The sequence below is a fragment of the Ruegeria sp. CI8 genome, assembly GCF_056536865.1.
The window spans coordinates 12894-36386 of record NZ_JBQFQL010000007.1; the positions used below are offsets into that span (position 1 = coordinate 12894).

Annotated in this window: 20 protein-coding genes; 8 read left to right on the forward strand and 12 right to left on the reverse strand. The window is 62.8% G+C overall.

The annotated features are described in order from the left end of the window. The first annotated feature begins 92 nt into the window (after positions 1 to 92). Positions 93 to 977 (forward strand): LysR family transcriptional regulator, encoded by an 885-nt coding sequence (locus ACR0DA_RS18435; protein WP_480755209.1) that lies wholly within the window; start codon positions 93 to 95, stop codon positions 975 to 977. A gap of 3 nt (positions 978 to 980) precedes the next feature. On the opposite strand, the gene ACR0DA_RS18440 is transcribed toward ACR0DA_RS18435, so the two are convergent. After that, complete coding sequence (locus ACR0DA_RS18440; protein WP_480755210.1) at positions 981 to 1406, reverse strand: VOC family protein; 426 nt, start codon at positions 1404 to 1406, stop codon at positions 981 to 983. Positions 1407 to 1533: 127 nt separating this feature from the next. On the opposite strand from ACR0DA_RS18440, the gene ade reads away from it, so the two are divergent. The 3 genes from ade to ACR0DA_RS18455 all read left to right on the forward strand — a co-directional run bounded on the left by ade (position 1534) and on the right by ACR0DA_RS18455 (position 5214). Beyond that, positions 1534 to 3336, forward strand: a complete 1803-nt coding sequence (gene ade, locus ACR0DA_RS18445) for an adenine deaminase (protein WP_480755211.1) — start codon at positions 1534 to 1536, stop codon at positions 3334 to 3336. Further along, positions 3333 to 4796, forward strand: a complete 1464-nt coding sequence (locus ACR0DA_RS18450) for an AMP nucleosidase (protein WP_480755212.1) — start codon at positions 3333 to 3335, stop codon at positions 4794 to 4796. The genes ade and ACR0DA_RS18450 overlap by 4 nt, the downstream gene beginning before the upstream one ends. 130 nt (positions 4797 to 4926) lie before the next feature. Next, the gene (locus ACR0DA_RS18455) at positions 4927 to 5214 is read left to right on the forward strand and encodes an HU family DNA-binding protein (RefSeq protein ID WP_170340577.1); all 288 of its coding nucleotides are present in this window, start codon (positions 4927 to 4929) and stop codon (positions 5212 to 5214) included. A gap of 108 nt (positions 5215 to 5322) precedes the next feature. Here the strand turns inward: ACR0DA_RS18455 and ACR0DA_RS18460 are convergent, their stop codons facing one another. Continuing rightward, the gene (locus ACR0DA_RS18460; RefSeq protein WP_170440363.1) at positions 5323 to 6519 is read right to left on the reverse strand and encodes a BCCT family transporter; all 1197 of its coding nucleotides are present in this window, start codon (positions 6517 to 6519) and stop codon (positions 5323 to 5325) included. A gap of 184 nt (positions 6520 to 6703) precedes the next feature. Here ACR0DA_RS18460 and ACR0DA_RS18465 point away from each other — a divergent pair, with 184 nt between their 5' ends. Beyond that, positions 6704 to 7591 (forward strand): DMT family transporter, encoded by an 888-nt coding sequence (locus tag ACR0DA_RS18465; RefSeq protein WP_170364266.1) that lies wholly within the window; start codon positions 6704 to 6706, stop codon positions 7589 to 7591. Here the strand turns inward: ACR0DA_RS18465 and ACR0DA_RS18470 are convergent. Continuing rightward, on the reverse strand, positions 7567 to 8088 hold the full coding sequence (locus ACR0DA_RS18470; RefSeq protein WP_480755213.1) for a glutathione peroxidase: 522 nt from the start codon (positions 8086 to 8088) through the stop codon (positions 7567 to 7569). The genes ACR0DA_RS18465 and ACR0DA_RS18470 overlap by 25 nt on opposite strands. 145 nt (positions 8089 to 8233) lie before the next feature. Between ACR0DA_RS18470 and msrB the strand changes: the two genes are divergently transcribed. Continuing rightward, positions 8234 to 8683: a peptide-methionine (R)-S-oxide reductase MsrB gene (gene msrB, locus ACR0DA_RS18475; protein ID WP_170360999.1), complete on the forward strand. Its 450-nt coding sequence runs from the start codon at positions 8234 to 8236 to the stop codon at positions 8681 to 8683. Further along, entirely contained in the window at positions 8680 to 9192 is a 513-nt protein-coding gene (gene msrA, locus ACR0DA_RS18480; RefSeq protein WP_170391424.1) for a peptide-methionine (S)-S-oxide reductase MsrA, read from the forward strand. The genes msrB and msrA overlap by 4 nt, the downstream gene beginning before the upstream one ends. 3 nt (positions 9193 to 9195) lie before the next feature. Here the strand turns inward: msrA and ACR0DA_RS18485 are convergent, their stop codons facing one another. From ACR0DA_RS18485 to ACR0DA_RS18520, 8 genes are all read right to left on the reverse strand, one after another. Then, the gene (locus ACR0DA_RS18485) at positions 9196 to 11199 is read right to left on the reverse strand and encodes a hydantoinase/oxoprolinase N-terminal domain-containing protein (protein ID WP_480755214.1); all 2004 of its coding nucleotides are present in this window, start codon (positions 11197 to 11199) and stop codon (positions 9196 to 9198) included. 71 nt (positions 11200 to 11270) lie between these two features. After that, entirely contained in the window at positions 11271 to 12308 is a 1038-nt protein-coding gene (gene queG, locus ACR0DA_RS18490) for a tRNA epoxyqueuosine(34) reductase QueG (protein WP_480755215.1), read from the reverse strand. Between the two features lie 75 nt (positions 12309 to 12383). After that, positions 12384 to 13049, reverse strand: a complete 666-nt coding sequence (fzlA, locus tag ACR0DA_RS18495) for an FtsZ-binding protein FzlA (protein WP_170364267.1) — start codon at positions 13047 to 13049, stop codon at positions 12384 to 12386. A 59-nt stretch (positions 13050 to 13108) separates the two neighbouring features. After that, positions 13109 to 13849 (reverse strand): monofunctional biosynthetic peptidoglycan transglycosylase, encoded by a 741-nt coding sequence (gene mtgA, locus ACR0DA_RS18500; RefSeq protein ID WP_480755216.1) that lies wholly within the window; start codon positions 13847 to 13849, stop codon positions 13109 to 13111. Positions 13850 to 13889: 40 nt separating this feature from the next. Then, positions 13890 to 14807, reverse strand: coding sequence for a Hint domain-containing protein (locus ACR0DA_RS18505; RefSeq protein WP_170443780.1), 918 nt, complete (start codon positions 14805 to 14807; stop codon positions 13890 to 13892). Positions 14808 to 14983: 176 nt separating this feature from the next. Then, on the reverse strand, positions 14984 to 19516 hold the full coding sequence (gltB, locus tag ACR0DA_RS18510; RefSeq protein ID WP_480755217.1) for a glutamate synthase large subunit: 4533 nt from the start codon (positions 19514 to 19516) through the stop codon (positions 14984 to 14986). Continuing rightward, positions 19513 to 19950 carry a GFA family protein gene (locus ACR0DA_RS18515; protein WP_005979708.1) on the reverse strand — a complete coding sequence of 146 codons (438 nt, stop codon included), beginning with the start codon at positions 19948 to 19950 and terminating at the stop codon, positions 19513 to 19515. The genes gltB and ACR0DA_RS18515 overlap by 4 nt, the downstream gene beginning before the upstream one ends. 28 nt (positions 19951 to 19978) lie before the next feature. After that, positions 19979 to 21412, reverse strand: a complete 1434-nt coding sequence (locus ACR0DA_RS18520; RefSeq protein WP_170529472.1) for an NAD(P)-dependent oxidoreductase — start codon at positions 21410 to 21412, stop codon at positions 19979 to 19981. A gap of 228 nt (positions 21413 to 21640) precedes the next feature. Between ACR0DA_RS18520 and ACR0DA_RS18525 the strand changes: the two genes are divergently transcribed. After that, positions 21641 to 22444 (forward strand): undecaprenyl-diphosphate phosphatase, encoded by an 804-nt coding sequence (locus ACR0DA_RS18525; RefSeq protein WP_170438847.1) that lies wholly within the window; start codon positions 21641 to 21643, stop codon positions 22442 to 22444. Here ACR0DA_RS18525 and ACR0DA_RS18530 read toward each other — a convergent pair whose 3' ends face one another. After that, positions 22445 to 23428: a complex I NDUFA9 subunit family protein gene (locus ACR0DA_RS18530; RefSeq protein ID WP_170342505.1), complete on the reverse strand. Its 984-nt coding sequence runs from the start codon at positions 23426 to 23428 to the stop codon at positions 22445 to 22447. Positions 23429 to 23493 lie beyond the last annotated feature (65 nt).

Here is a 23493-nt window from a genome sequence, read left to right on the forward strand (position 1 = left end):
ACAGGTGGCTGGTGAAAACCGTGCCGGGCCGGGGCGCACTTGACCAACGAAAAAATTGGCGTTTTGACATTAGCTGAACTTATGATTGGATTATGAAACCCCGGACTCCCCTTCCCCCGCTTGGCTGGCTGCGCACGTTCGAGGCCGCCGCCCGCCACCTGTCGTTCACCGGAGCGGCGCGCGATCTGAACATGACGCAAAGCGCCGTCAGCCAGCAGATCAAGTCGCTCGAGGGCTATCTGGGCCAGCCCCTGTTTCACCGGCGCCCCCGCGCATTGGAACTGACCGAGGCCGGAATCACCTATCTGCCCGTGGTGCGCGAGGCGTTCCGGACGCTGGTGCGTGGCACCCAGGCCGTGACCGGGCAGCAGGAAAATACCGTTCAGGTGCAGTGCAACATCACCTTCTCGGTCAACTGGCTGGCCCCCCGCCTGCCCGCCTTCCGCGCGCTGCACCCCGATGTCCACCTGAACATCTTCACCGAGTTGTGGGAGCCGCGCGAGATGGCCGAAGGCGCGGCGGTCGAAATCCGCTATTCCCTGCGCCCGGCCGACACGGTCCGCACCGAGCTTTTGCGCAGCGATCACTACTACCCCGTCTGCGCCCCCGACTATCTGGTCACACTGGAAAACCTTCAGCAGCAACCGCTGTACGACTGTTCGAATCTTCTGTCGAACTGGGCCAGCTGGGCCGAAGATCAGGATCTAAACTGGGGCAATCCACCGATTACCTATGCCACGACCTATATGGTCGGCCTGTCCGTCGCGATGGCCGGCGGCGGGCTTTGCCTGGCCCATGACACCATCGCAAAGCGCCTGCTGGACGAAGGCCGCCTGATCGCACCCTTTGAACATCGCGCGCCGATGCCCGAAGCCTATTACCTTCTGCTGTCGCCCCAGGCCGAGGAGACCCCGGGTGCCGTGGCCTTTGCCGAGTGGATCCGGGCGGAAATCGCGGCCGATCAAAACCACGCCTGACTTTCAGCCCTCCTTGGGGCGGCTGGCGACCCAGGCATAGCCGTTCTCGCACAGGATATAGGTCTCGCGCAGGCCATGGGGCTTGTCGGTCGGCTCCTGCAGCACGACCGCGCCTGCGGACCTGGCGCGCTCCGCCGCCTCGTCCGGGTCGGTGTCGTACAGGTGGATCTCGATCCCGCCACCGCGCGGCGGCGTTTCAGGAACCAGCCCCAGCAGCGGGTTGGAATGATAGGTGCCGTCCGAATGCAACTGAAACACCTGATCGCCATAGGTGACGATCGCAAAATCCGCCGCCACCTGATGGGATTTCAGGCCAAAAACGGTCTCCAAAAAAGCGCATTCCGCTGGAACGTCGCGCACTAGCAGGTTCAGCCCGATCCCGCGTAGGCTGCGGCCGAAACTGTCCGCATCTATGGTTTCGTAATCCATGTCCCTACCAGACCCCGCATCGCAGCGCGGATCAAGCATTTGCTGCCCCGCGCCCGGTCGGATGACGGTTTCATGAAGGTGGCACGGCAGGGGTTGCACCTTCCGATGCATTCGGGAAAGTTGTGCCATGGAATACGCACCCTTCCCATCCTGGCCCGACGTCGCCCCCCGCCTGATCGCCGTTGCCGCCGGCCGCGAAGCCGCCGACATGGTCATTCGCGGCGGGATCTGGATCAACGTGCACAGCCGCGAGGCGCTGCCCGATCACTCCATCGCCATCGCCGAAGGTCGCATCGCCTATGTCGGCCCCGACGCCAGCCACTGCATCGGGCCCGACACACAGATCATCGAGGCCAAGGGCCGCTACATGATCCCCGGCCTGTGCGACGCGCATATGCACATCGAATCCGGCATGCTGACCCCGGCCGAGTTCGCCCGCGCGGTGATCCCGCATGGCACCACGTCGATGTTCACCGACCCGCATGAAATCGCCAATGTCCTGGGGTTGGACGGCGTGCGGATGATGCATGACGAGGCGCTGATGCAGCCGGTCAACATCTTCACCCAGATGCCGTCCTGCGCGCCCTCGGCGCCCGGGCTGGAAACCACGGGCTACGAGATCACCGCCGAAGACGTGGCCGAGGCGATGACCTGGCCCGGCATCATCGGGCTGGGCGAGATGATGAACTTTCCCGGTGTGATCAACTCCGATCCCAAGATGCTGGCCGAAATCGCCGCCACCCAGCGCGCGGGAAAGACGGTGGGCGGACACTATGCATCCCCTTATTTAGGGCCTGATTTTGCAGCCTATGTCGCCGGCGGCCCGGCGGATGACCACGAAGGCACCTGCGAGGCCGACGCCATTGCCCGCGTGCGGCAGGGGATGCGGTCGATGATGCGGCTGGGCTCGGCCTGGTATGACGTGGAAAGCCAGATCACCGCCGTCACCGAAAGGGGGCTGGACCCGCGCAACTTCATCCTGTGCACCGATGACTGCCACTCGGGCACGCTGGTGAACGAGGGTCACATGAACCGCGTCGTGCGCCATGCCATCGCCTGTGGCTGCGACCCGCTGATCGCCCTGCAGATGGCCACGATCAACACCGCCACCCATTTCGGGCTGGAACGCGAGATCGGCTCGATCACGCCGGGCCGCCGGGCGGACGTGATCCTCAGCTCGAACCTGACCGACTTGCCGATCGAGATGGTCATCGCGCGCGGGCAGGTGGTAGCCGAGAATGGCGCGATCACGGTGGATTGCCCGCACTACGACTGGCCCGACCGGGCGCGCAACACGGTGCATCTGGGCCATGCTCTGACCGCCGCCGATTTCGAGATCCCCGCGCCCGAAGGCGCCAATCGCGTGCGTGCAAACGTGATCGGCGTGGTCGAGAACCAGGCCCCCACCCAGGCGCTGAAAGCCGAGCTGCCGATCATCGGCGGGCTGGTCGAGGGCGAAGGCGATGTCTGCCAGATCGCGCTGGTCGAGCGACACCGGGCCACGGGCGGCGTCACCAACGCCTTCGTCTCGGGCTTTGGCTATCAGGGCCGGATGGCCATGGCCTCGACCGTGGCGCATGACAGCCACCACATGATCGTGGTCGGCACCGACCGCGATCAGATGGCGCTGGCCGCCAATCGTCTGGCCGAAGTGGGTGGCGGCATCACCATCTTCCGTGATGGCGAAGAGCTGGCGCTGGTCGAACTGCCCATTGCGGGCCTGATGTCCGACAGCCCGGCCGCGGACGTCGCGGCCAAGGCGCAGAAGATGGTCGAGGCGATGCAGGCCTGCGGCTGTCAGTTGAACAACGCCTATATGCAGCACTCGCTGCTGGCCCTTGTCGTCATCCCCGAACTGCGGATATCCGATCTGGGACTGGTGGATGTCCGAACATTCGAAAAAATTGACCTTCTGGAACCCCTCGCATGACAAAAATAACAACTCCCGACCCACGGGACCCCGAGATTTTCACCGATGCCGCCGCAGCCGTTGCCCGGCTGGAAGAGCTGTATAACGAGGCCACCGCCTTTCTGTGCGAAAGCTTTGCCGAGGCGATGGAAAGCGGCGCGCCCAAGGTCCGGTACAGAGCCTATTACCCGGAAATCCGTATCCGTACGGCGTCCTACGCGCATGTGGACAGCCGCCTGAGCTTTGGTCACGTGTCCGAGCCGGGGGTTCATGCCACTACCGTGACCCGCCCGGATCTGTTCCGGTCCTACCTCACGCAGCAGATCGCGCTGCTGATCAAGAATCACAATCAACCGGTGACCATCGGCCCCTCGACCACGCCGATGCCGGTGCATTTCGCCGTGGCCGGCAACCCCGATCTGGTGGTGCCGCATCAGGGAGCGGCCGGGTTCACCCTGCGAGACGTGTTCGACGTGCCCGACCTGACCACCACCAATGACGACATCGTCAACGGTGTGCACGAACCGCAGGATGGCGTCGGCCCGCTGGCCTTGTTCACCGCGCAGCGCATCGACTATTCGCTGGCCCGGCTAGCCCACTATACCGCCACCGATCCGGACCATTTCCAGAACCACGTTCTGTTCACCAACTACCAGTTCTATGTCTCGGAATTCGAGAACTACGCCCGCGCGCAACTGGCCGACCCGAACAGCGGCTATACCAGTTTCGTCTCGACCGGGAATGTCCAGATCACCGATCCCGACGCGCCGCTGGAACAGCCGCTGAAACTTCCGCAAATGCCGACCTATCACCTGAAACGCGCCGACGGGTCGGGGATCACGCTGGTCAATATCGGCGTCGGCCCATCCAACGCCAAAACCGCCACCGATCACATCGCGGTGCTGCGACCACACGCCTGGCTGATGGTCGGCCACTGTGCGGGGCTGCGCAACACGCAGGCTCTGGGGGATTTCGTGCTGGCCCATGCCTATCTGCGCGAAGACAAGGTGCTGGACGACGATCTGCCCGTCTGGGTGCCGATCCCGCCGCTGGCCGAAGTTCAGGTCGCGCTGGAACGCGCCGTAGCCGAAGTGACCGAGCTGGAAGGCTATGAGCTGAAGCGGATCATGCGCACCGGCACGGTGGCTTCGGTCGACAACCGTAACTGGGAACTGCGCGACCAATCCGGCCCGGTGCAACGGTTGAGCCAGTCGCGCGCGATCGCGCTGGACATGGAAAGCGCCACGATCGCCGCAAACGGCTATCGCTTCCGCGTGCCCTACGGCACTTTGCTGTGCGTGTCCGACAAGCCCCTGCATGGAGAATTGAAGTTGCCCGGCATGGCGTCCGAGTTCTATACAACCCAGGTCAGCCGCCATCTGGCGATCGGAATCCGCGCGATGGAACACCTGCGAGGCATGCCGCTGGAACGTTTGCACAGCCGGAAATTGCGCTCGTTCGACGAAACGGCCTTCCTCTGACGCAAAAAAGCAACGAAATCCCCATATTTTTTGGGGTTTCGGTGCTACTATTCGTTGTGTTCGCCCACAATATCCCGTTACAGTTACGCGGTGAGGCCCAATAGATCGGGCACGTTAAGGAGACCAAGAAATGGCAAAGCCTATGACGAAGACTCAGCTGGTTGCTGCTCTCGCTGAGGAAATGGGAACCGACAAGAAATCCGCGAACGCGGCGCTGGAGGCGATCACTGGCCTGATCACCCGCGAAGTTTCGGCCGGTGGCGCCGTGACCCTGCCGGGCGTCGGCAAGATCTACTGCCGCGAGCGCCCCGAGCGTCAGGTTCGCAACCCGGCCACTGGTGAGACCTTCACCAAAGAAGCCGACAAGGTTGTGAAGATGACCATCGCCAAGGCCCTGAAGGACAGCGTCAACAGCTGATCCGCGCCTTAGGGAAAACGATCAAGGGCCGCGATTTCGCGGCCCTTTTTCTTTGGTATTTGTTTACCGGGCCCGTTGGACCAGACCCGGTGTTGTCGTGTGCCGAGGTCAGTGAACAGTCTCGACCTTGTGGAAATCCAGATCCCGATCTTCGGGCATCGAGTCGATGCTCATCACCTCTTTGCGCTTGGCGATCAGGATATAGACCACGCAGGCGAGGTAGAGGCCAACCACCACGGCGCCGATCCACTGAATCTGCAGCCACTGGCTCTGGAACAGAAGCGTCAGCACAAACAGAAGCACTACGTTTCCGGCAACATAGGCCGTCTTGCCGAAGCGTTCGACCGTCATGTTCAGATTGTCGGTATAGAGCCTGATCAGCGAGTCCAGTGAGTTGATCACGAAGGTCACGCCGACGATCACCATCGCGATGTTGGTGATGCCTGCGGTGCTGATGCCGTTCAGGTGATAGTAGTAAAGCACGCTGAACCAGATCGCCAAGGGGATCGACGGAAAGATCAGCAGCGCCGCCAGCAATTGCCAGGTGGTCAGCCCTCCGACAAAGCGCGAGGTGAACTGACCGATCATGATCGACCAGGCAAACCACCAGAACAGGTAGAAGGCGTGATAGTCGGTCAGAGGCAGTATGAACTTGTGGATATTGGCGAAATACGCCCCGATATTGCTGCTGGTTTCCACGAAACCCGCAACGCCCATACCGGCCGCGGCCCACATGCCAAGGATCAGCGCCAGAAACAGAAACGTCGAGCCGACAGAAAGAATCCGCACGTATTTGAGGTCAGTCGAAGAATAGGCTGCGGCCAGAATGACGACAAACACGATGATGTAAAACGTGGTCACTACGGACTCGCCATCGCCAACTTCGGGCAGGTATCCGGGCAGGTAGATCAGGAACAGGCTGGCGGTGAAAGCGCAGGTCCCGATGATCACCACATTGTTGATCAGCTTGACCACCGGGATTTCAAAGAACTGCACTCGGGGCTCGATGACGCAGAAATAGAAGGCCGTCAGGAAATAGAAGGCCCAGATCAGGAAACCCCAGAACCCGAACTCGATCGCCAGCGGGTTTGCGAACGCATAGGCCGGATCTTCGGCATAGCCTCCGAATTCGGTGAGCGGGAACATGATCAGCCCGACATCCAGGCCGGATGTGAACAGGATCGCGATGAAAGTGAACAGATGTACAGGTGTCACGCCCACGCACCGCAGGTTCCACCATTTCACGACGAAGAACGCTACCAGCCCAAGAGCAAGCAGGACCCCGAATGACAGGATGTATTCCAATAGCACCGACAAACCTCCCTTTAGATGTCAGATCACCGAGCGGATATCTTTAATTGGCTAGTCAATCAATAAAACCGGCACCCACGGAAAACTTGCGCGCTCCATGTGTCTTTTTTGACGCTCGGGCGCTTGTGGCCCGAGAGAAAATCGGAAACAGTCGCCGCACATTCAAACAGGAGCGGTCATGGATCTGCGCGCCATCGCCATGGGGCTGGCCTTTGCCTTCATCTGGTCGTCGGCCTTTACATCGGCGCGGATCATCGTCGCGGATGCCTCGCCGCTGTTTTCACTGGCGGTTCGCTTCCTGATTTCCGGCCTCCTGGGTGTCGCCATCGCCGCGGCCATGGGCCAGAGTTGGCGCCTGACGCGGTCGCAATGGTACGCGACCATCCTGTTCGGAATCTGCCAGAATGCCCTGTATTTGGGTCTGAATTTCTATGCAATGCAAACGGTCGAAGCCTCGGTAGCGGCGATCATCGCCTCGACAATGCCACTCTTGGTGGCGCTGGCCGGTTGGCTGCTGTTCGGGGAACGGTTGCGTCCGCTGGGTGTTCTGGGTCTGCTGGCCGGGTTCGCTGGCGTGGCCCTGATCATGAGCAGCCGGATCGGCGCAGGGATCGACCTGTTTGGCGTTGCCCTCTGCGGGCTGGGCGCGCTGGCGCTGACCTTCGCCACGCTGGCCGTGCGAGGGGCGACCTCGGGCGGGAATTTCATGATGGTCGTCGGTTTGCAGATGTTCGTCGGCTCGGCGGTTCTGTTCGTCGCCGCCCCGTTGTTCGAGACGATCTATGTCCGTCCAACCTGGCCGCTGGCGCTGGCCTTCACCTACACGACCCTGTTCCCCGGCCTGTTGGCCACGCTGATCTGGTTCCTGCTGCTCAACCGGATCGGGCCGATCCGCGCGGCCACCTTCCATTTCCTCAACCCGGTGTTCGGGGTCACGATCGCCGCGATTCTGCTGGGTGAACGGTTGGGCGCAATGGACGCCGTTGGTGTTGCGGTTATCACGCTGGGCATTCTGGCCGTGCAGTTGTCACGCCAGCCAGTTCAGCGCAGCAGCGCCTCGACCTGACTGCGCAGCTTGAGAGAGTCCGGCCGGGTCGTCGACCCAAAGGTCGCCACGACCTCGCCATCGGGGCTCAGCAGGATCTTGTTGAAATTCCAGCCCGGCACAAACCCGGTTTCGGCCGCGACCGCCTTGTAGAACGGGTGGGCCTGCGGGCCGGTCACGGGGGTGATGTCGGTCATGGGCAGGGTCAGGTCATAGTTCAACTCACAGAACTCCTTGACCTCACTGGCGGTTTCCAATTCCTGATTGAAGGAATCCGACGGGACCGCCAGAACCACCAAACCTTCGGGTCCATAGGTGTCCTGCAGCTTTTGCAGCCCGGAATACTGCCCGGTAAACCCGCATTGCGAGGCCGTGTTGACCACCAGAACCGGCTGGCCGCGCCAGTCCGACAGCGACAGCGTGCCGCCATCGATCGAAGGGAACTCTCCGGACACGGGCGCGGCCTGCACCGTTCGACCGATCAACAACAAGGCAGACAACAGCAACATTCTGAACATGGCGTGACCTCCTCTTTGATATTGATACGCTCGAACTACGGCGGCAGATCACCCGCACGATCGCGCGAGCCGGGTGAAACAGGGCTTTGCTTTTGTCGCGGCGCACCCCAAATATCTCGGCAACGTATGCAATGCCGGAGGACCCATGCCCAAATATACCAAAGATCCATCGGTTGTCGCGGCCCTGTCGCCCGAGGAATTCCACGTTACCCAGCGCAACGGGACCGAACGCCCCGGCACCGGAAAACACCTGAACAACAAGGAACCCGGCATCTACGTGGATATCGTATCGGGCGAGCCGCTATTCGCCTCGACCCACAAATACGAATCGGGCTGCGGCTGGCCCAGCTTCACCAAACCCATCGTGCATGACCACGTCACCGAGCTGGAGGACCGCTCGCTGGGCATGATCCGGACCGAGGTCCGCTCGAAACACGGCGACAGCCACCTGGGCCATGTGTTTCCCGATGGTCCGCTGGATCAGGGTGGGCTACGTTACTGCATCAACTCCGCCGCGCTGCGGTTCGTCCATCGTGACGACATGGAGGCCGAGGGCTATGGCGAATACCTCGATCAAGTGGAGGACCCGAAATGACCGAACAACGCGCCGTTCTGGCCGGAGGCTGCTTCTGGGGCATGCAGGACCTGATCCGCAAGCTGCCCGGCGTTCTGCGCACCCGCGTCGGATATACCGGCGGCGACGTGCCCAACGCGACTTATCGCAACCACGGCACCCATGCCGAAGGGATCGAGATCTGGTTCGACCCCGCGCAGATCACCTATCGCGATCTGCTCGAGTTCTTCTTCCAGATCCACGACCCGACCACCGTGAACCGTCAGGGCAATGACATCGGAATGAGCTATCGCTCGGCCATCTATTACTGCGACGAGACGCAGAAACAGATCGCGCTGGACACGATCGCCGATGTGGATGCCAGCGGGCTGTGGCCCGGCAAGGTCGTGACCGAGGTCGAACCCGTGGGCGATTTCTGGGAGGCCGAGCCCGAGCATCAGGACTACCTTCAGCGTATCCCCAACGGCTATACCTGCCACTTCCCGCGCCCGGACTGGGTTCTGCCCAAACGCAGCAGCGCCGCCGAATAAAGGTCAGCCAGCGGCCACCCGCGGGCGGCCGCTGGCTTCGACGGTCAGCATCGCCTCGACGAAGACATCCTTGCCTTCGATCCGGGCGGTGCGGATGTCACGGTTGACGATCACGCGGATATCCTCGGCCCCGGCTTCGCGCACGGCGCTTTCGGTCTCGCGCCGCAGTTCGGCCTCCAGCAGGTCCAACGCGGGTTCGGGTTCGGGGAAATCCTGCGGCCCGTCGTTCAGATGCACGCGGTACCGGCCTTCGGACGGGGCGGTCACCGTGCCCGCCCGCCGCATGGTCAGCCGCCCCACGACGGCCCCGATCGCGTTGGCCACCCCGGCATGGTCGGGCAGCACCATGTTGCAGCGCAGCCGCTCGCCGACCGCCGGGTAATAGCTCGGCGCCGAGGCTCCCAGCCCGACCACATCCACGTTCAGCCTCGTGTCCAACGCCAGCAGACCGCGATGCCCGCGCAAGCCCCGCCGCGTCAGCACATGGCGCGCCAGATCCTCGGGCGGCAGGCCGAACGCCTCGGCCTCTTCCGCAAAAGCAGTCTCTAACAAGGTTAAAACGGTCTGCTCGGTCAACTGATCCACGATCATCCCGGCCAGTTCATCGGCCGAGCCCGCCAGCCGGTCGCCCGACCCCACACGACGGCGCGCAATCAACTCCAGCGCCTTGCGCGCGGCATCGGCATCCCAATCGGACAGGCGCCCCAGAACGTGGCTGGCATCCGACGGCGTCACCCCCGAAACCTGAACGATCCCGCGATCCACCAGCCGGGTCAGAGCACCGTTTTCCATCCGGGTGCGCAACAGGGCGCTCAGGGGCAGAACCTTGTCCCCCAGCCGCTCCAGCAGCCCCGCCTCGCGCGGGCCCAGACCCTCGGCGTGGATGCCGGGCACGCGGCGGGCGAAACGGGTGTCGTGCTCGCCCACCGTGGTCGCGCGCAACTGCTCGTCCAGCGCGGCATGGACCACCCCGGGCGCCTGGGCCGCGATCAGCGACACCGGCAGCACCCGGCGCGGACCCAGGAACACACCGCCGCGCAGGCCCTCCGTCACCACATGCACCTGGCTGTCACCGCCCAGACCATGGGTGCGCATCGCCACCGCCTCGACCATGGTGCGGAACCCGCCAACCCGGGCGCCCGCCGGGTCGATCGCCGGCTTTCCGTCGCGGATCAGAGCCACATCGGTCGTCGTCCCTCCGATATCCGACACCAGTGCGTCCTGAACTCCGGTCAGCCAGCGCGCCCCCACGATCGAGGCCGCCGGACCGCTGAGAATCGTTTCGATCGGCCGCTCCCGCGCCTGCTCGGCGCTCATCAAGGCGCCATCACCGCGCACCACCATCATCGGCGCGTCGATGCCCAGCTCGAGCAGAACATCCTGCGCCCGGCCGATCAGGCGGTCGATCATTCCGATCAGACGTGCGTTCAGCACTGCCGTCACCGCACGTTTCGGCCCGTTCAACTTGGCCGACAACTGATGCGAGCAGGTCACCGGCGCGCCGGTCTTTGCGGCGATGATCCGCGCGACCTCAAGCTCGTGCGCGGGGTTGCGCGTGGCGAACTGGGCTGCGACCGCGAACCCGGAAATCCCGGACTGCTGGTCCAGAAATTCGGTCAACGCCCCTGTATCCAACGGCGCGGCCTCGGCCCCGGCATGGCTGTGCCCGCCCGCGATCACCAGCGCCGGGTCACCCTTCAGCGCATCGCGCAGCCCATGCCTGTCCAGATCGCCGTCCCGAAACCCGACATAGATCAGCGCAACGCGCCCGCCCTGCCCCTCGACCAGCGCGTTCGTGGCCAGCGTCGTCGACAGCGACGCCATCGAGATCTGAACGGGCGCGACCTGCGCCTGGTCCAGCACCGCCCGGATCGCCCGCCCGACGCCGATCGCCAGATCCTCGCGTGTGGTCAGGGACTTGGCCGAGGCGATCACCTCTTCCTCGTCTCGGATCAGCACCGCATCGGTGTAGGTTCCACCGGTATCCACGCCCAAAGCCAACGCCATCGGGATCTCCATCCTGTTCGCAGTCACGGGTGTAGCGGTTTGAACCGACGCGTCCAGCCTGTTTGCGGCATTCACGACAGTTGTTCGACCGCCCAGCGCGCCGCGTCGGCCACCGTGGGGTCGGCATCCTCGATCAACGCCTGCGCGACCGGAATCAACTCCGACGACCCGGAATTGCCGATGGCATACAGAACGTTTCGCACGAACCGGTCGCGCCCGATCCGCTTGATCGGAGAACCCGAGAATCTGGCCCGGAACGCCGCATCGTCCAACCCGGCCAGTTCCGCCAACGGCGGCGCCATCAGGTCTTGGCGCGCGGCATATCGGATGTCACTGGCCGCCACCGCGAACTTGTTCCACGGACAGGCGGCCAGGCAATCATCACAGCCATAGATCCGGTTGCCCAGCTTGCCGCGCAACTCCTGATCCACCGGCCCCTTGTGCTCGATGGTCAGATAGGAAATGCAGCGCCGCGCATCCAGTTGATAGGGCGCCGGAAAGGCATCCGTCGGACAGGCATCCAGACAGGCCCGACACGACCCGCAATGATCCACTTCCGGCGGGTCCGTCGGCAGGTCCAGAGTGGTGAAAACAGACCCTAAAAAGGCCCAATTGCCCCACTCCCGGCTGACCAGATTGGTGTGTTTGCCCTGCCAGCCCAACCCGGCCGCATGGCCCAGTGCTTTCTCGGGCACCGGCGCGGTGTCGACGAACACCTTCACCTCGCCCCCGGCTTCGGCAATCAGCCACCGGGCCAGCCGCTTCAGCCTCTTTTTGACCAGATCATGATAGTCTTTGTTCTGAGCATAGACCGAGATCGCCCCGCGATCGGGTCGGCCCAGAACCTCGGTCGGATCATGATCCGGCGTGTAACTCTCGGCCAGCATGATGACCGAGCGCGCCTCAGGCCACAGCTCCGCCGGATCCCCCCGCCAATGGGCCCGCTCGGCCATCCAGTCCATCTGCCCGTGATAACCGGCCGCCAGAAAGGCGGCCAACCGCGTAGGCACTTCCGGCACGTCCCAGGGTCGGCAGATCCGGCACGACACGAACCCCTCGGCCCGGGCCTGCGACACCAACCTGTCCTTCAATGCCGTCGCGCTGTTCATCTGGCCCAAAATATCCTCGGGGGTGAATTGGCCCAATGGGCCAAGAGGGGGCAGACCGCCCCCTGCCCCAACCTATCAGAAATCCAGGTCGGCGTAATGGGCGGGCGGGCGGAAGCCCGGCACCTGATCCGCCAGAATCGACCGGAAGGCCGGGCGAGACTTGATCTTGGCGTACCAGTCCTTGACCACATGGCTGCGATTCCAGTCCACGTCCGAAATATAGTCCAACGCCGACAGATGCGCGGCAGCCGCAAAATCGGCCAATGTCATCTGATCCCCCGCCAGCCAGCGCCGCTGATCCAGCAGCCAGGCCATGTAATCCAAGTGGAACTTGATTGCCCGCGCGCCTTCCTTGACGTTCTTGCTGTCGGGATAGCCCTGACCGGTCACTTTTTTGTTCACCCGCTCGTACAGCAGCTTGGATGTCACCTCATGGTGAAATTTGTCATCAAACCAACTGACCAGACGGCGCACCTCGAACCGTGCTTCCGGAGTTTTTGGCATCAATGCGGGTTCCGGCCGCGTCTCTTCGATGTATTCGCAGATCGCCGCGCTTTCTGACATCACCCGGCCATCCAGCCGCAGAACCGGGACCTTGGCCGCAGGGTTTCTGCGCAAGAAGTCCGGGGATTTTTCCCAGTACTTTTCCTCGACCAATTCGACTTCGATCTTCTTTTCCGCCAGGGACAGGCGGACTTTTCGACAAAAGGGGGACAGGGGAACGTGAAACAAACGCGCCATGTGGATCCATTCGAACCAATTGAGTACCGCTCAGCAATAGCCGCTGACGGGCAGAAGTTTCAATCCTCGAAGCAATCTGCGCGACCATCTGCGCGGATGGTGGCCGCTCCATCGCGGATCGCGGCGGCTCGTCTGCGGGTGTAAACCGACGGGTCCGTGACCGAACGGTTTCGCGGTGACGGAAGGATTGCCGCCAGCCGCGCCGCCTGCACCGGGCTGAGTTGGGCGGAACTGACTCCAAAATTCTTGCGGGCGGCCGCCTCGATCCCGAACAGGCCCTCACCGGTCTCCGCCACGTTCAGATACACCTCGAGTATGCGCTTCTTGCTCCAGAGGATTTCGACGACCGGGGTCATGGAGGTCTCAAGCGCCTTGCGCACCCAACTGCGCCCCTGCCACAGAAAGACATTCTTGACCACCTGCTGAGAAATGGTCGACGCCCCGCGGTTGCCACCATCTTCAAGCGCATCGCGGATCGCGTTTACGTCAAAGCCCCAATGCAGGCAGAAATTCGCATCCTCGGCCGCAACGACCGATCGGGCCATGACCGGAGACATATCCTCGATCGCGACCCATTCCCGGTCCACCTTGCCGAGGCGGCGCCACTCGGACCAGATCGTATGGGTGATCGGCGGGTTGACCACGGTGTAAAGCAAAACAAGCGCCACGAACGCCGCGGCCATGGCACCGACGACACGCAGTGCCCACCGCCGAATCCGAACGATGAGCGTTTCCGTTTTCCGAGACCGGGTTGCCTTTTTGGACTTACCGCGGGATTTGCGCGCTGCTTTCTTCGCCATGTTCCTGCTATACGCCGCAGCACCGGTATTTGGAACGGAATTATGACGCGATCAGCCGCCCTTCGCGCGGGCGCACCACCGGACGGGCGGTTTTCGGACCACCATCTTCCACCGCTGCCAACTGCGGGAACAGTCGCAACAGCTCGGCCTGGGTTTCCCGGTCAGACCGCGTAACGGCGTGGCCGGGATAGTAGCTTTCGCTTTTGGCGCCGTTGGCAATGACGATCTCGTGTTGGTCGAACAACAGGTGGAAATACTCGATCTCTCCACCTTCGACCCGCGTCACCGTCGTGCCGTTGACCAGGGAATGTGCGGCAACCAAAACCTCGGGGTGGCCGTAGAAATAAGCCGCGCGCCAATCGTCGATCAGCATCCGGTGCTGGGGCGAGAACAGAGTGTCACGGTCCAGTCCCAAAACCCCTTCGGCAAAGCGGATCGGTGCGGCGTTGCCCTCGGCCGCGACGGTGGTTCTGCCGACCCAGATCAGGGCCCGCGCACCATTGTCGACCGTCGTGACCAGGTCACCGGCCTGCAGATCCTCGACGCGGCGCAATCCATCGGGTGTCTTTATCATTGTTCCGGCAGAAAAACACGGCGGCCCAAGCTCACCCGGAACCACCAAGGGACCTTCGGTATTGACGAAAGTCGTCGAGACTAGCGTCCCCTCTTGCAGCACCTGACCGTCCGTCGGGGTGAACACGCGGCTGCCATCAGCCAGATAGAAGGTGATTCCCGTGTAGGTGACGTTGCCCACACCGGACACGTTGATCGTCACCGTGTCGCCCGGCCAGGATCGGGTGACATCAATGCCGTTGACCGAGTCATTGTCGGAACTGTCGATGTCGCCATCGTCGTTCTGGTCGACCAGATTGTACTTCTCAACCGTCAGAAGGGTCCCCGTTGCCGGCGGGCTGGCCGGATCCATGGCAAAGAACTGGTCAAGATAGGTCGTGGGCATGCGACGACTCCCTGGCGAAATTGGCGGCAAGCGGAAGCATTGGCGAAATTTCCAAACTTTCCGTGTACAGGCCTAGCGGCACGCAATGTTTTTTCAAGAAATCCGGAAACGGGAGGGCAGAAAACGAAAACCCCGCGTGTCTTTTCAAACACGCGGGGCAGGCTTCACAGGCGGTCTTACTCGGCCGGAACCGCCGCTGCCTCGTGGCTCAGCGGGTGGCTGAGTTTGTTCAGCATTTCCTTCGGGCAGACCTGCAGGAAGTTCGACAGCTCGACATCCCAGTGCTGCAGGATATCGGCGGCCTTGCGGCTGCCGGTCTCCGCGGCGTGGCGCTCGATCAGCGACTTCAGCTGCATCTCCCAATGCTCGACCGTTACGGGGCAGGTCACCAGGGTTTCCATGTTCATCAGCAACTGCGCCTTGCCTTCGGGGTCGTACAAATAGGCCATGCCACCCGTCATCCCCGCGCCAAAGTTCGCACCGATGTCACCGAGGATCACCGCAACGCCGCCGGTCATGTACTCACACCCGTTCGAGCCGCAGCCCTCGACCACCACGGTGGCACCCGAGTTGCGCACGGCAAAGCGTTCACCAGCACGGCCAGCCGCGAACAGGTACCCGTCGGTCGCGCCGTACAGGACCGTGTTGCCGATGATCGTATTCCGGTCGGCCTGTAACGGGCTGACCTGCGGCGGGCGCACGACGATGGTACCGCCCGACAGGCCCTTGCCCACATAGTCGTTGGCGTCGCCCGACACTTCCAGCTTGAGCCCCGGCGCGGCGAAAGCGCCCAACGACTGACCGGCCGAGCCCTGCAGTTTCACATGCAGGTGGTCCGGCTGGAACGTGTTGCGCATGCCAAAGTTCTGCACGATGTGGCTGGACACGCGGGTGCCGACCGTCCGGTGCGTGTTCTGCACGGCATAAGACAGCTGCATCTTCTCGCCATCCTTCAGGAACCGCGCAGCGTCGCGCACGATTTCAGAGTCCAGCGTATCAGGCACCGCGTTGCGGGGCTTGTCACGGTCATAGACGATGTTTTGCGCGCCATCGACGGTGATCAGCAGCGGATTCAGGTCCAGATCGTCCAGATGCGCCGAACCGCGGCTGACCTGCGCCAGCAGATCCGCCCGACCGATGATTTCGTCGACCGACCGTGCGCCGAGGCTGGCCAGGATCTCGCGCACTTCCTGTGCGTAGAAGGTGATCAGGTTCACCACCTTGTCGGCATTGCCGGTGAACTTGGCGCGCAGGGATTCATCCTGCGTACATACGCCCACCGGGCAGGTGTTTGACTGGCACTGGCGCACCATGATGCAACCCATCGCGATCAGGGCGGCGGTGCCGATGCCGTACTCCTCGGCCCCCATCATCGCCGCCATGACGATGTCGCGCCCGGTGCGCAAGCCGCCATCGGTCCGCAGGGTTACCCGGTCGCGCAGGTTGTTCATCGCCAGAACCTGATGCGCCTCGGTCAGGCCCATTTCCCACGGCAGGCCGGCATATTTGATGCTGGTCGCGGGGGATGCCCCGGTGCCGCCATTGTGGCCCGAGATCAGGATGATGTCGGCCTTGGCCTTGGCCACCCCGGCGGCGATCGTGCCCACGCCCGAGGACGCCACCAGTTTCACCGTCACCTTGGCGCGCGGGTTGATCTGCTTGAGGTCATAGATCAGCTGCGCCAGATCCTCGATCGAGTAGATGTCGTGGTGCGGAGGCGGCGAGATCAGCGTCACGCCCTTGGTCGAGTGACGCAGGCGCGCGATCAGATCGGTGACCTTCATGCCGGGCAGCTGGCCGCCCTCGCCGGGCTTGGCACCCTGGGCCACCTTGATTTCCAGCTCTTCGCACTGGTTGAGGTATTCGGCGGTCACGCCGAACCGGCCCGAGGCCACCTGCTTGATCTTGGCCGAGGGGTTGTCGCCATTCGGCTCAGGCACGAAGTGAGCGGGATCTTCCCCACCTTCACCCGAGTCGGATTTCGCACCGATCCGGTTCATCGCCACGTTCAGCGTCTTGTGCGCCTCGGGGCTGAGCGCACCCAGCGACATGCCCGGGGTGACAAAGCGCTTGCGGATCGAAGTGATCGACTCGACCTCCTCGATCGGGATCGGCTTGCCCAGCGGTTTGAAATCCATCAGATCGCGCAGATGGATCGGCGGGTTGGCCTGCATCTTGGCCGAGTACTGCTTCCACAGCTCGTACGAGGCGCGGTTGCAGGCCATCTGCATCATGTGCATCGAGGTCGCTTCCCACGCATGGGTCTCACCCGATTTGCGGGCCTTGTAGAAGCCACCGATAGGCAGAACATCCAAGCCACTCTCCCAGCCTTTGGCGTGGATTCCTTCAGCCTTGGACTGAATGCCGGTGACGCCGATGCCGGAAATCCGGCTGGTCATGCCGGGGAAATATTCGGCCACCATGGCGCGGCTCAGGCCCACGGCTTCGAAATTCAGGCCGCCGCGATACGACGAGATCACCGAGATGCCCATCTTGGCCATGATCTTCAGCAGGCCCTGGTCGATCGCCTCGCGGTAACGCGCGACGTTTTCAGTCAGGCTGCCTTCCAGCAACCCGCGTTCGATCCGGTCGGCCAACGAATCCTCGGCCAGATAGGCGTTCACCACGGTCGCGCCACAGCCGATCAGCACCGCGAAATAATGCGGGTCGATGCATTCCGCCGAGCGCACGTTGAGCGAGCAGAAGGTCCGCAGGCCCTGACGGATCAAGTGCGAATGCACCGCGCTGGTGGCCAGGATCATCGGCATCGCCACTTTGCCGGGGCCGGAATACTGGTCGGTCAGCACCAGGTGACCCGCGCCCGAACGCACGGCCTCCTCCGCCTCGGCGCGGATGCGCGCCAGCGCGGCGCTCAGCGCGCCGTTGCCGGGTTCGAAGGTGCAGTCGATCTCGGCCAGCGGCGCATCGAAATTCGCCACCAGTTCTTCCCACTGGGCGTTGCCGACAAAGGGGCTTTCCAGCACCACGATCTCGGTCTGGCTGCTGTCCTCGTCCAGCACGTTCTTGAGGTTGCCGAACCGCGTCTTCAGCGACATCACGCGGTATTCGCGCAGGCTGTCGATGGGCGGGTTGGTCACCTGGCTGAAGTTCTGGCGGAAGAAATGGCTGAGCGGCCGGTACTGTTTGGACAGAACCGCCGAGGGCGTGTCGTCGCCCATCGAGGCGATCGCTTCTTTGCCATCCTCGGCCATCGGGGCAAGTATCTGCTCCAGTTCCTCGACCGTGTAGCCCGCCGCGATCTGGCGCTTGCGCAGCTCTTCACCGGTAAACAGCGGCTTTTCGGCAACCTTCGCCAGCTTTTCGTCCAGATCGTTGATCTTGCTGACCCATTCGCCGAACGGCAGGGCCGCGGCCAGCTTGTCCTTGATCTGCTTGTCGCGGTACAGCTTGCCCTTCTTCATGTCGACGGCCAGCATCTGGCCCGGACCCAGCGCGCCTTTTTCCTTAACGCTGGCCTCGTCGATCGGGACCATGCCCGCCTCGGACCCGGCGATCACCAGACCGTCGCCGGTGACGACATAGCGCATCGGGCGCAGGCCGTTGCGATCCAGCCCGGCGCAGACCCAGCGGCCATCGGTCATGGCCAGCGCGGCGGGGCCGTCCCAGGGCTCCATCACCGAGTTGCAGTAGGAATACATGTCGCGCCAGGACTGCGGCAGTTCCACCGCCTGTTTCGACCAGCTTTCCGGCACCAGCATCGTCTTGGCCATCGGGGCCGAGCGGCCCGCGCGCACCAGAACCTCGAACACCGAATCCAGCGCCGCCGAATCCGACGATCCGCCCGCAATGATCGGCTTGATGTCTTCGGCATAGTCACCAAAGGTCGCCGAGGCCATGCGGATCTCGTGGCTTTTCATCCAGTTGATGTTGCCCTTCAGCGTGTTGATCTCGCCATTGTGGGCCAGCATGCGGAACGGCTGCGCCAGCCACCATTGCGGGAAGGTGTTGGTGGAATAGCGCTGGTGATAGATCGCAAAGGCGGATTCGAAACGCTCGTCCATCAGGTCGGGGTAGAACACAGCGACCTGCTCGGCCAGCATCATGCCCTTGTAGATGATCGACCGGCAGCTGAGCGAGGCCAGGTACAGACCCGAAATCCCCGCGGCGGCGGCGGCTTTCTCGATCCGGCGGCGGATGACGTACAGCTCGCGCTCGAACGTGTCCTCGTCAACGCCCTTGGAATTCGAGATCAGGATCTGCTCGATCTCGGGCCGGGTCGCGTTGGCCTTTTCACCCAAGCAGGTGACATCCACCGGCACGTGTCGCCAGCCATAGATGTAGTAACCCATCCGCAGAACTTCGGTTTCCACGATGGTCCGGCAGCGCTCTTGCGCGCCGAAATCGGTGCGCGGCAGGAACACCTGCCCCACGGCGATCAGCTCGTCCATCTTGGGCTCGTGCCCGGTGCGGCGGATCTGGTCATAGAAGAAGGGGGCCGGGATCTGCACATGGATGCCCGCGCCGTCGCCGGTCTTGCCGTCGGCATCCACCGCGCCGCGGTGCCAGATCGCCTTGAGCGCATTGATCCCGGCCTCGACCACCTTGCGGCTTTTCTTGCCGTCAACCGAAACCACCAGGCCGACCCCGCACGAGGAATGCTCTTCCTGCTCGGAATACAGGCCATTTTCGGCCATCCACTTGCGCTTGGCTTCCTCGGCCCGGACCCAATCGGCATCATATTTCGTCATTGGCTGTCTCCTTCTTCCGACGGGGCGTACATGGCCATGACCTCGGCTTCGGTCATCTGGCGGCGTTCACCTGCGAACGCGTAACCCTCGGGCTTCTTGTCGATGTAGAGTTCAAGTTTGAGCGTGTTGCCGGCCGCGTTGTCGAACAGGCCGGCCGCGATCTGTGTCTGGCCGTGCATCTCGCCCGGCAGGGTGATCCGGTACCACAGGGCCGAGCCGCACTCTTCGCAGAAGGCGCGTTCGGCCCAATCGGACGAGGTGAAGGTCTTGACCGGCCCCAGCGCCGCATAGCCCGGCTGCGCCGGAAAGGTGACCAGCGCGCTGCTGGTCCAGCGGCGGCACATGTCGCAATGGCAGGCGCCCAGCGCGTCGCGTGCGGGGGTCGCGGTCACGGTGACCGCACCGCACATGCATTGGCCTTGCAATTCGGGCATCCTGTCCCTCCTGTCGCTGGGCTGTAGGTTATTCTGCGGCGAGCGCAGCCTTGCCGTTGAACCGGTCGATGATGGCTTGCGCGCAGTCGCGGCCGTCGCGGATCGCCCAGACCACCAGCGAGGCGCCGCGCACGATGTCACCGATGGCATAGACGCCGTCCATCTCGGTCTCGCCGGTTTCGAACGCGGCCTTGATGGTGCCCCAGCGGGTCACCGGCAGGTCGGGCTGGCCGAACAGGGTGGGCAGGTCCTCGGGCTCGAAGCCCAGCGCCTTGATGACCAGATCGGCTTCTTCGACGTAATCCGCGCCTTCGATCACTTCGGGGGCCTGGCGGCCGGTGGCATCGGGCTGGCCCAGGCGCATCTTCTGCACCATCACGCCGGTGACCCGCTCATCGCCGACAAACCCCTTGGGCGCGCTGAGCCATTCAAAGATCACGCCCTCTTCCTCGGCGTTCTGTGTTTCGCGCTGCGAGCCAGGCATGTTCGCCCGGTCGCGGCGATACAGGCATTTGACCGAGGTCGCGCCCTGGCGGATCGAGGTGCGGACGCAATCCATCGCCGTATCACCGCCACCGATCACTACCACCTTCTTGCCCTCGGCGTTCAGGCGGCCATCGTCGAACTCGGGAACCTCGTCACCAAAGCTTTTGCGGTTCGAGGCAGTCAGGAAATCGATCGCCTTTTCGATACCGGGCAGGCCGCTGCCGGGCATAGACAGATCCCGCGACTTGTAGACGCCCGTCGCAATGATCACGGCGTCATGTTTTGCGTGGATTTCGGCGAACTTGGCAGCGTCGACGTCACAGTTCAGTTCAAAAGTGACGCCACCCTCGGCCAGAAGGTCGTTTCGGCGTTGAACCACGTCCTTTTCCAGCTTGAAGCCCGGAATACCGTACATCAGCAGCCCGCCCGCGCGATCATAGCGGTCATAGACCGTGACCTGAATCCCGGCCCGGCGCAGCATGTCTGCTGCCGCCAGACCACCGGGCCCACCCCCGATGATGCCTACGCTTTCCGGGCGTTCGGCGGTTGGAGCGACAGGCTTGACCCAGCCTTCCTCCCACGCGGTGTCGGTGATGTATTTCTCGACCGCACCGATGGTGACAGTGCCATGGCCCGATTGCTCGATCACGCAGTTGCCCTCGCAAAGGCGGTCCTGCGGGCATATACGTCCGCAGATCTCGGGGAAGGTATTGGTGGCCTGGCTTGTCTGATAGGCTTCTTCCAGCCGTCCGGTGGCGGTCAGGCGCAGCCAGTCGGGGATGTTGTTGTGCAGCGGGCAGTGCGACTGACAGTACGGCACACCGCATTGGCTGCAACGGCTGGCCTGCTCGGCGGCTTTTTCGGCAGCGTATTCGGCATAGATTTCATGAAAGTCCGCTCTGCGATCGGTTGCGGCGCGCTTTTCAGGCATGTCACGATCGATCTGCACAAATTTCAGCATTGGTTGCTTGGCCACGGTCAGACTCCATGAATTGGCTTGGTCGGATTTCTTTATGCGAAGCCAATTCGGATGAAAAGTCAATTGTGCTGACCTAAATTGGAAAAAATCGGAAAGATCGATCTCTTTGGGCGACTTTCTGTTCATTTTTAGGACCACTTCGGACCTAAATCCTGACTTTCCTTTTGCTGATCGCGCTTATACGCCTTGAATGCAAAGAACACGGGCGCAAACACGGGCGGGCAGATGAGTCTTTTTCAGCTGATTCTGGTGGCGATCATCCAGGGGATCACCGAGTTTCTGCCGATTTCGTCATCAGGCCACCTGATCCTGCTGCCAAGCCTCACCGGAATGGAAGACCAGGGCCTCGCCATCGACGTCGCGGTGCATGTGGGCACATTGGGCGCGGTGGTTCTGTATTTCTGGAGCGACGTGAAACTGGCCCTTGCGGGCCTGCCACGTGCTTTGCGCGGGCGCATCGACACCCCACAGTCCCGACTGGCCCTGGCGTTGATCGTGGCCACCATCCCGACCGTTATCGTTGGTGCCATCCTGCACCTGACCGGCCTCAGCAGTGCGATGCGGTCCGTGGCGGTGATCGGGTGGACGATGCTGGGCTTCGGATTGCTGCTGTATTGGATGGACCAGAAGAGCCCCCAGACCAAAGAGGCCGCAGATTGGGGGCTGCGGGACGCCTTTGTCCTGGGTTTGTGGCAGGTCCTGGCGCTGATTCCCGGAACCTCGCGGTCGGGGATCTGCATCACCGGCGCGCGGTACTTGGGGTATACCCGCGAGGACGGCGCGCGCATCGCGATGCTGATGTCGATCCCTACAATCATCGCCTCGGGCGCGCTGCTGTCGCTGGACGTGATCGGGCAGGCCAACGCTCAGCTGGCCAAGGACAGCGCCATTGCAGCCGTGTTCGCCTTTGTTTCGGCCCTGTTGGCGCTGAACCTGATGATGCGTCTGCTGCGTAGCGTCAGCTTCACGCCATATGTGATCTATCGCGTGATCCTGGGTACGATCCTGCTGATTGTCGCTTACAGCTGATCAGATGCGCAGGTTCCGGGCCGAGTTCTGGATGTCGTCGTACTGACCCGACGGGCGGAATTTCCACAGGTATTCCGGCAGAACCGATTCCAGCGAAGCAGGCTCGATCCCCAGATCGGCAAAACCCTTCGCTCCTTCGGACACCACATTGTCACGGCGCAGGTTCTTCAACTGGTCGCGGGTCAGGATGTTGTTCGGAAACAGCTGGAAGCTGATGAATTTCAGCATGTCCAGAACCCCCGCCATGATCCGCCCAACCCAGAACGGCAGACCGATGATGATGCGGCGGCGGTGGATCACCCCGAGCATCTGCTGCATCAGCTCACGGAAGGTCTTGGCCTCAGGCCCACCCAATTCGTAGACGCCCGGTGCGGCCTGACCCAACACACCCTTGACCGCGGCCTGCGCCACGTCATCCACAAACACCGGCTGGAACCGGGTGTCGGCACCAAAGATCGGTAGGAAGGGCGAGATACGGGTCATGCCGGCGAAACGGTTGAAGAACTGATCTTCGGTCCCGAAGATCACCGAGGGTCGCAGGATCACGGCATCGGGGATATGGGTCAGCACGGCAGCCTCACCTGCCGCCTTGGTGCGGGCGTATTCGCTGTCGGAATTCGCGTCAGCACCGATGGCCGAAATGTGGACCATGCGGGAAATGCCTTGCTCGGCCGCCAGACGGGCGATGCGGCCCGCGCCTTCGGCTTGCACGGCGCCAAATCCATTCTTGCCCAGTTCGTTCAGAACGCCCACGCAGTTGACGACCGCATCGGCGCCATGCATCGCACTGGCCACCGAGGCATCGTCGCGGATATTGCACAGAATGGGCTCGACCTGGCCCACGACGCCATAGGTCTTGACGAAGATTGCCTCGTTCGGACGGCGGACCGCCACCCGTACACGCCACCCTTCGTTCGCCATGCGTCGCGCGATATAGCGGCCGACGAATCCCGATCCACCGTAAATCGTGACCAGTTTGGACATGGTTGGGCTCCTGCTGTGTAGGTCTTGTTCCGATCTACCGCTCCAAAGCCCGGCAAACAAGGCGC

Coding starts and splice junctions, on each gene's coding strand:
- ACR0DA_RS18435 (WP_480755209.1), top strand. CDS start 93: ATGAAACCCCGGACTCCCCTTCCCCCGCTTGGCTGGCTGCGCACGTTC.
- ACR0DA_RS18440 (WP_480755210.1), bottom strand. CDS start 1,406: ATGGATTACGAAACCATAGATGCGGACAGTTTCGGCCGCAGCCTACGC.
- ade (WP_480755211.1), top strand. CDS start 1,534: ATGGAATACGCACCCTTCCCATCCTGGCCCGACGTCGCCCCCCGCCTG.
- ACR0DA_RS18450 (WP_480755212.1), top strand. CDS start 3,333: ATGACAAAAATAACAACTCCCGACCCACGGGACCCCGAGATTTTCACC.
- ACR0DA_RS18455 (WP_170340577.1), top strand. CDS start 4,927: ATGGCAAAGCCTATGACGAAGACTCAGCTGGTTGCTGCTCTCGCTGAG.
- ACR0DA_RS18465 (WP_170364266.1), top strand. CDS start 6,704: ATGGATCTGCGCGCCATCGCCATGGGGCTGGCCTTTGCCTTCATCTGG.
- ACR0DA_RS18470 (WP_480755213.1), bottom strand. CDS start 8,088: ATGTTCAGAATGTTGCTGTTGTCTGCCTTGTTGTTGATCGGTCGAACG.
- msrB (WP_170360999.1), top strand. CDS start 8,234: ATGCCCAAATATACCAAAGATCCATCGGTTGTCGCGGCCCTGTCGCCC.
- msrA (WP_170391424.1), top strand. CDS start 8,680: ATGACCGAACAACGCGCCGTTCTGGCCGGAGGCTGCTTCTGGGGCATG.
- ACR0DA_RS18485 (WP_480755214.1), bottom strand. CDS start 11,199: ATGGCGTTGGCTTTGGGCGTGGATACCGGTGGAACCTACACCGATGCG.
- queG (WP_480755215.1), bottom strand. CDS start 12,308: ATGAACAGCGCGACGGCATTGAAGGACAGGTTGGTGTCGCAGGCCCGG.
- fzlA (WP_170364267.1), bottom strand. CDS start 13,049: ATGGCGCGTTTGTTTCACGTTCCCCTGTCCCCCTTTTGTCGAAAAGTC.
- mtgA (WP_480755216.1), bottom strand. CDS start 13,849: ATGGCGAAGAAAGCAGCGCGCAAATCCCGCGGTAAGTCCAAAAAGGCA.
- ACR0DA_RS18505 (WP_170443780.1), bottom strand. CDS start 14,807: ATGCCCACGACCTATCTTGACCAGTTCTTTGCCATGGATCCGGCCAGC.
- gltB (WP_480755217.1), bottom strand. CDS start 19,516: ATGACGAAATATGATGCCGATTGGGTCCGGGCCGAGGAAGCCAAGCGC.
- ACR0DA_RS18515 (WP_005979708.1), bottom strand. CDS start 19,950: ATGCCCGAATTGCAAGGCCAATGCATGTGCGGTGCGGTCACCGTGACC.
- ACR0DA_RS18525 (WP_170438847.1), top strand. CDS start 21,641: ATGAGTCTTTTTCAGCTGATTCTGGTGGCGATCATCCAGGGGATCACC.
- ACR0DA_RS18530 (WP_170342505.1), bottom strand. CDS start 23,428: ATGTCCAAACTGGTCACGATTTACGGTGGATCGGGATTCGTCGGCCGC.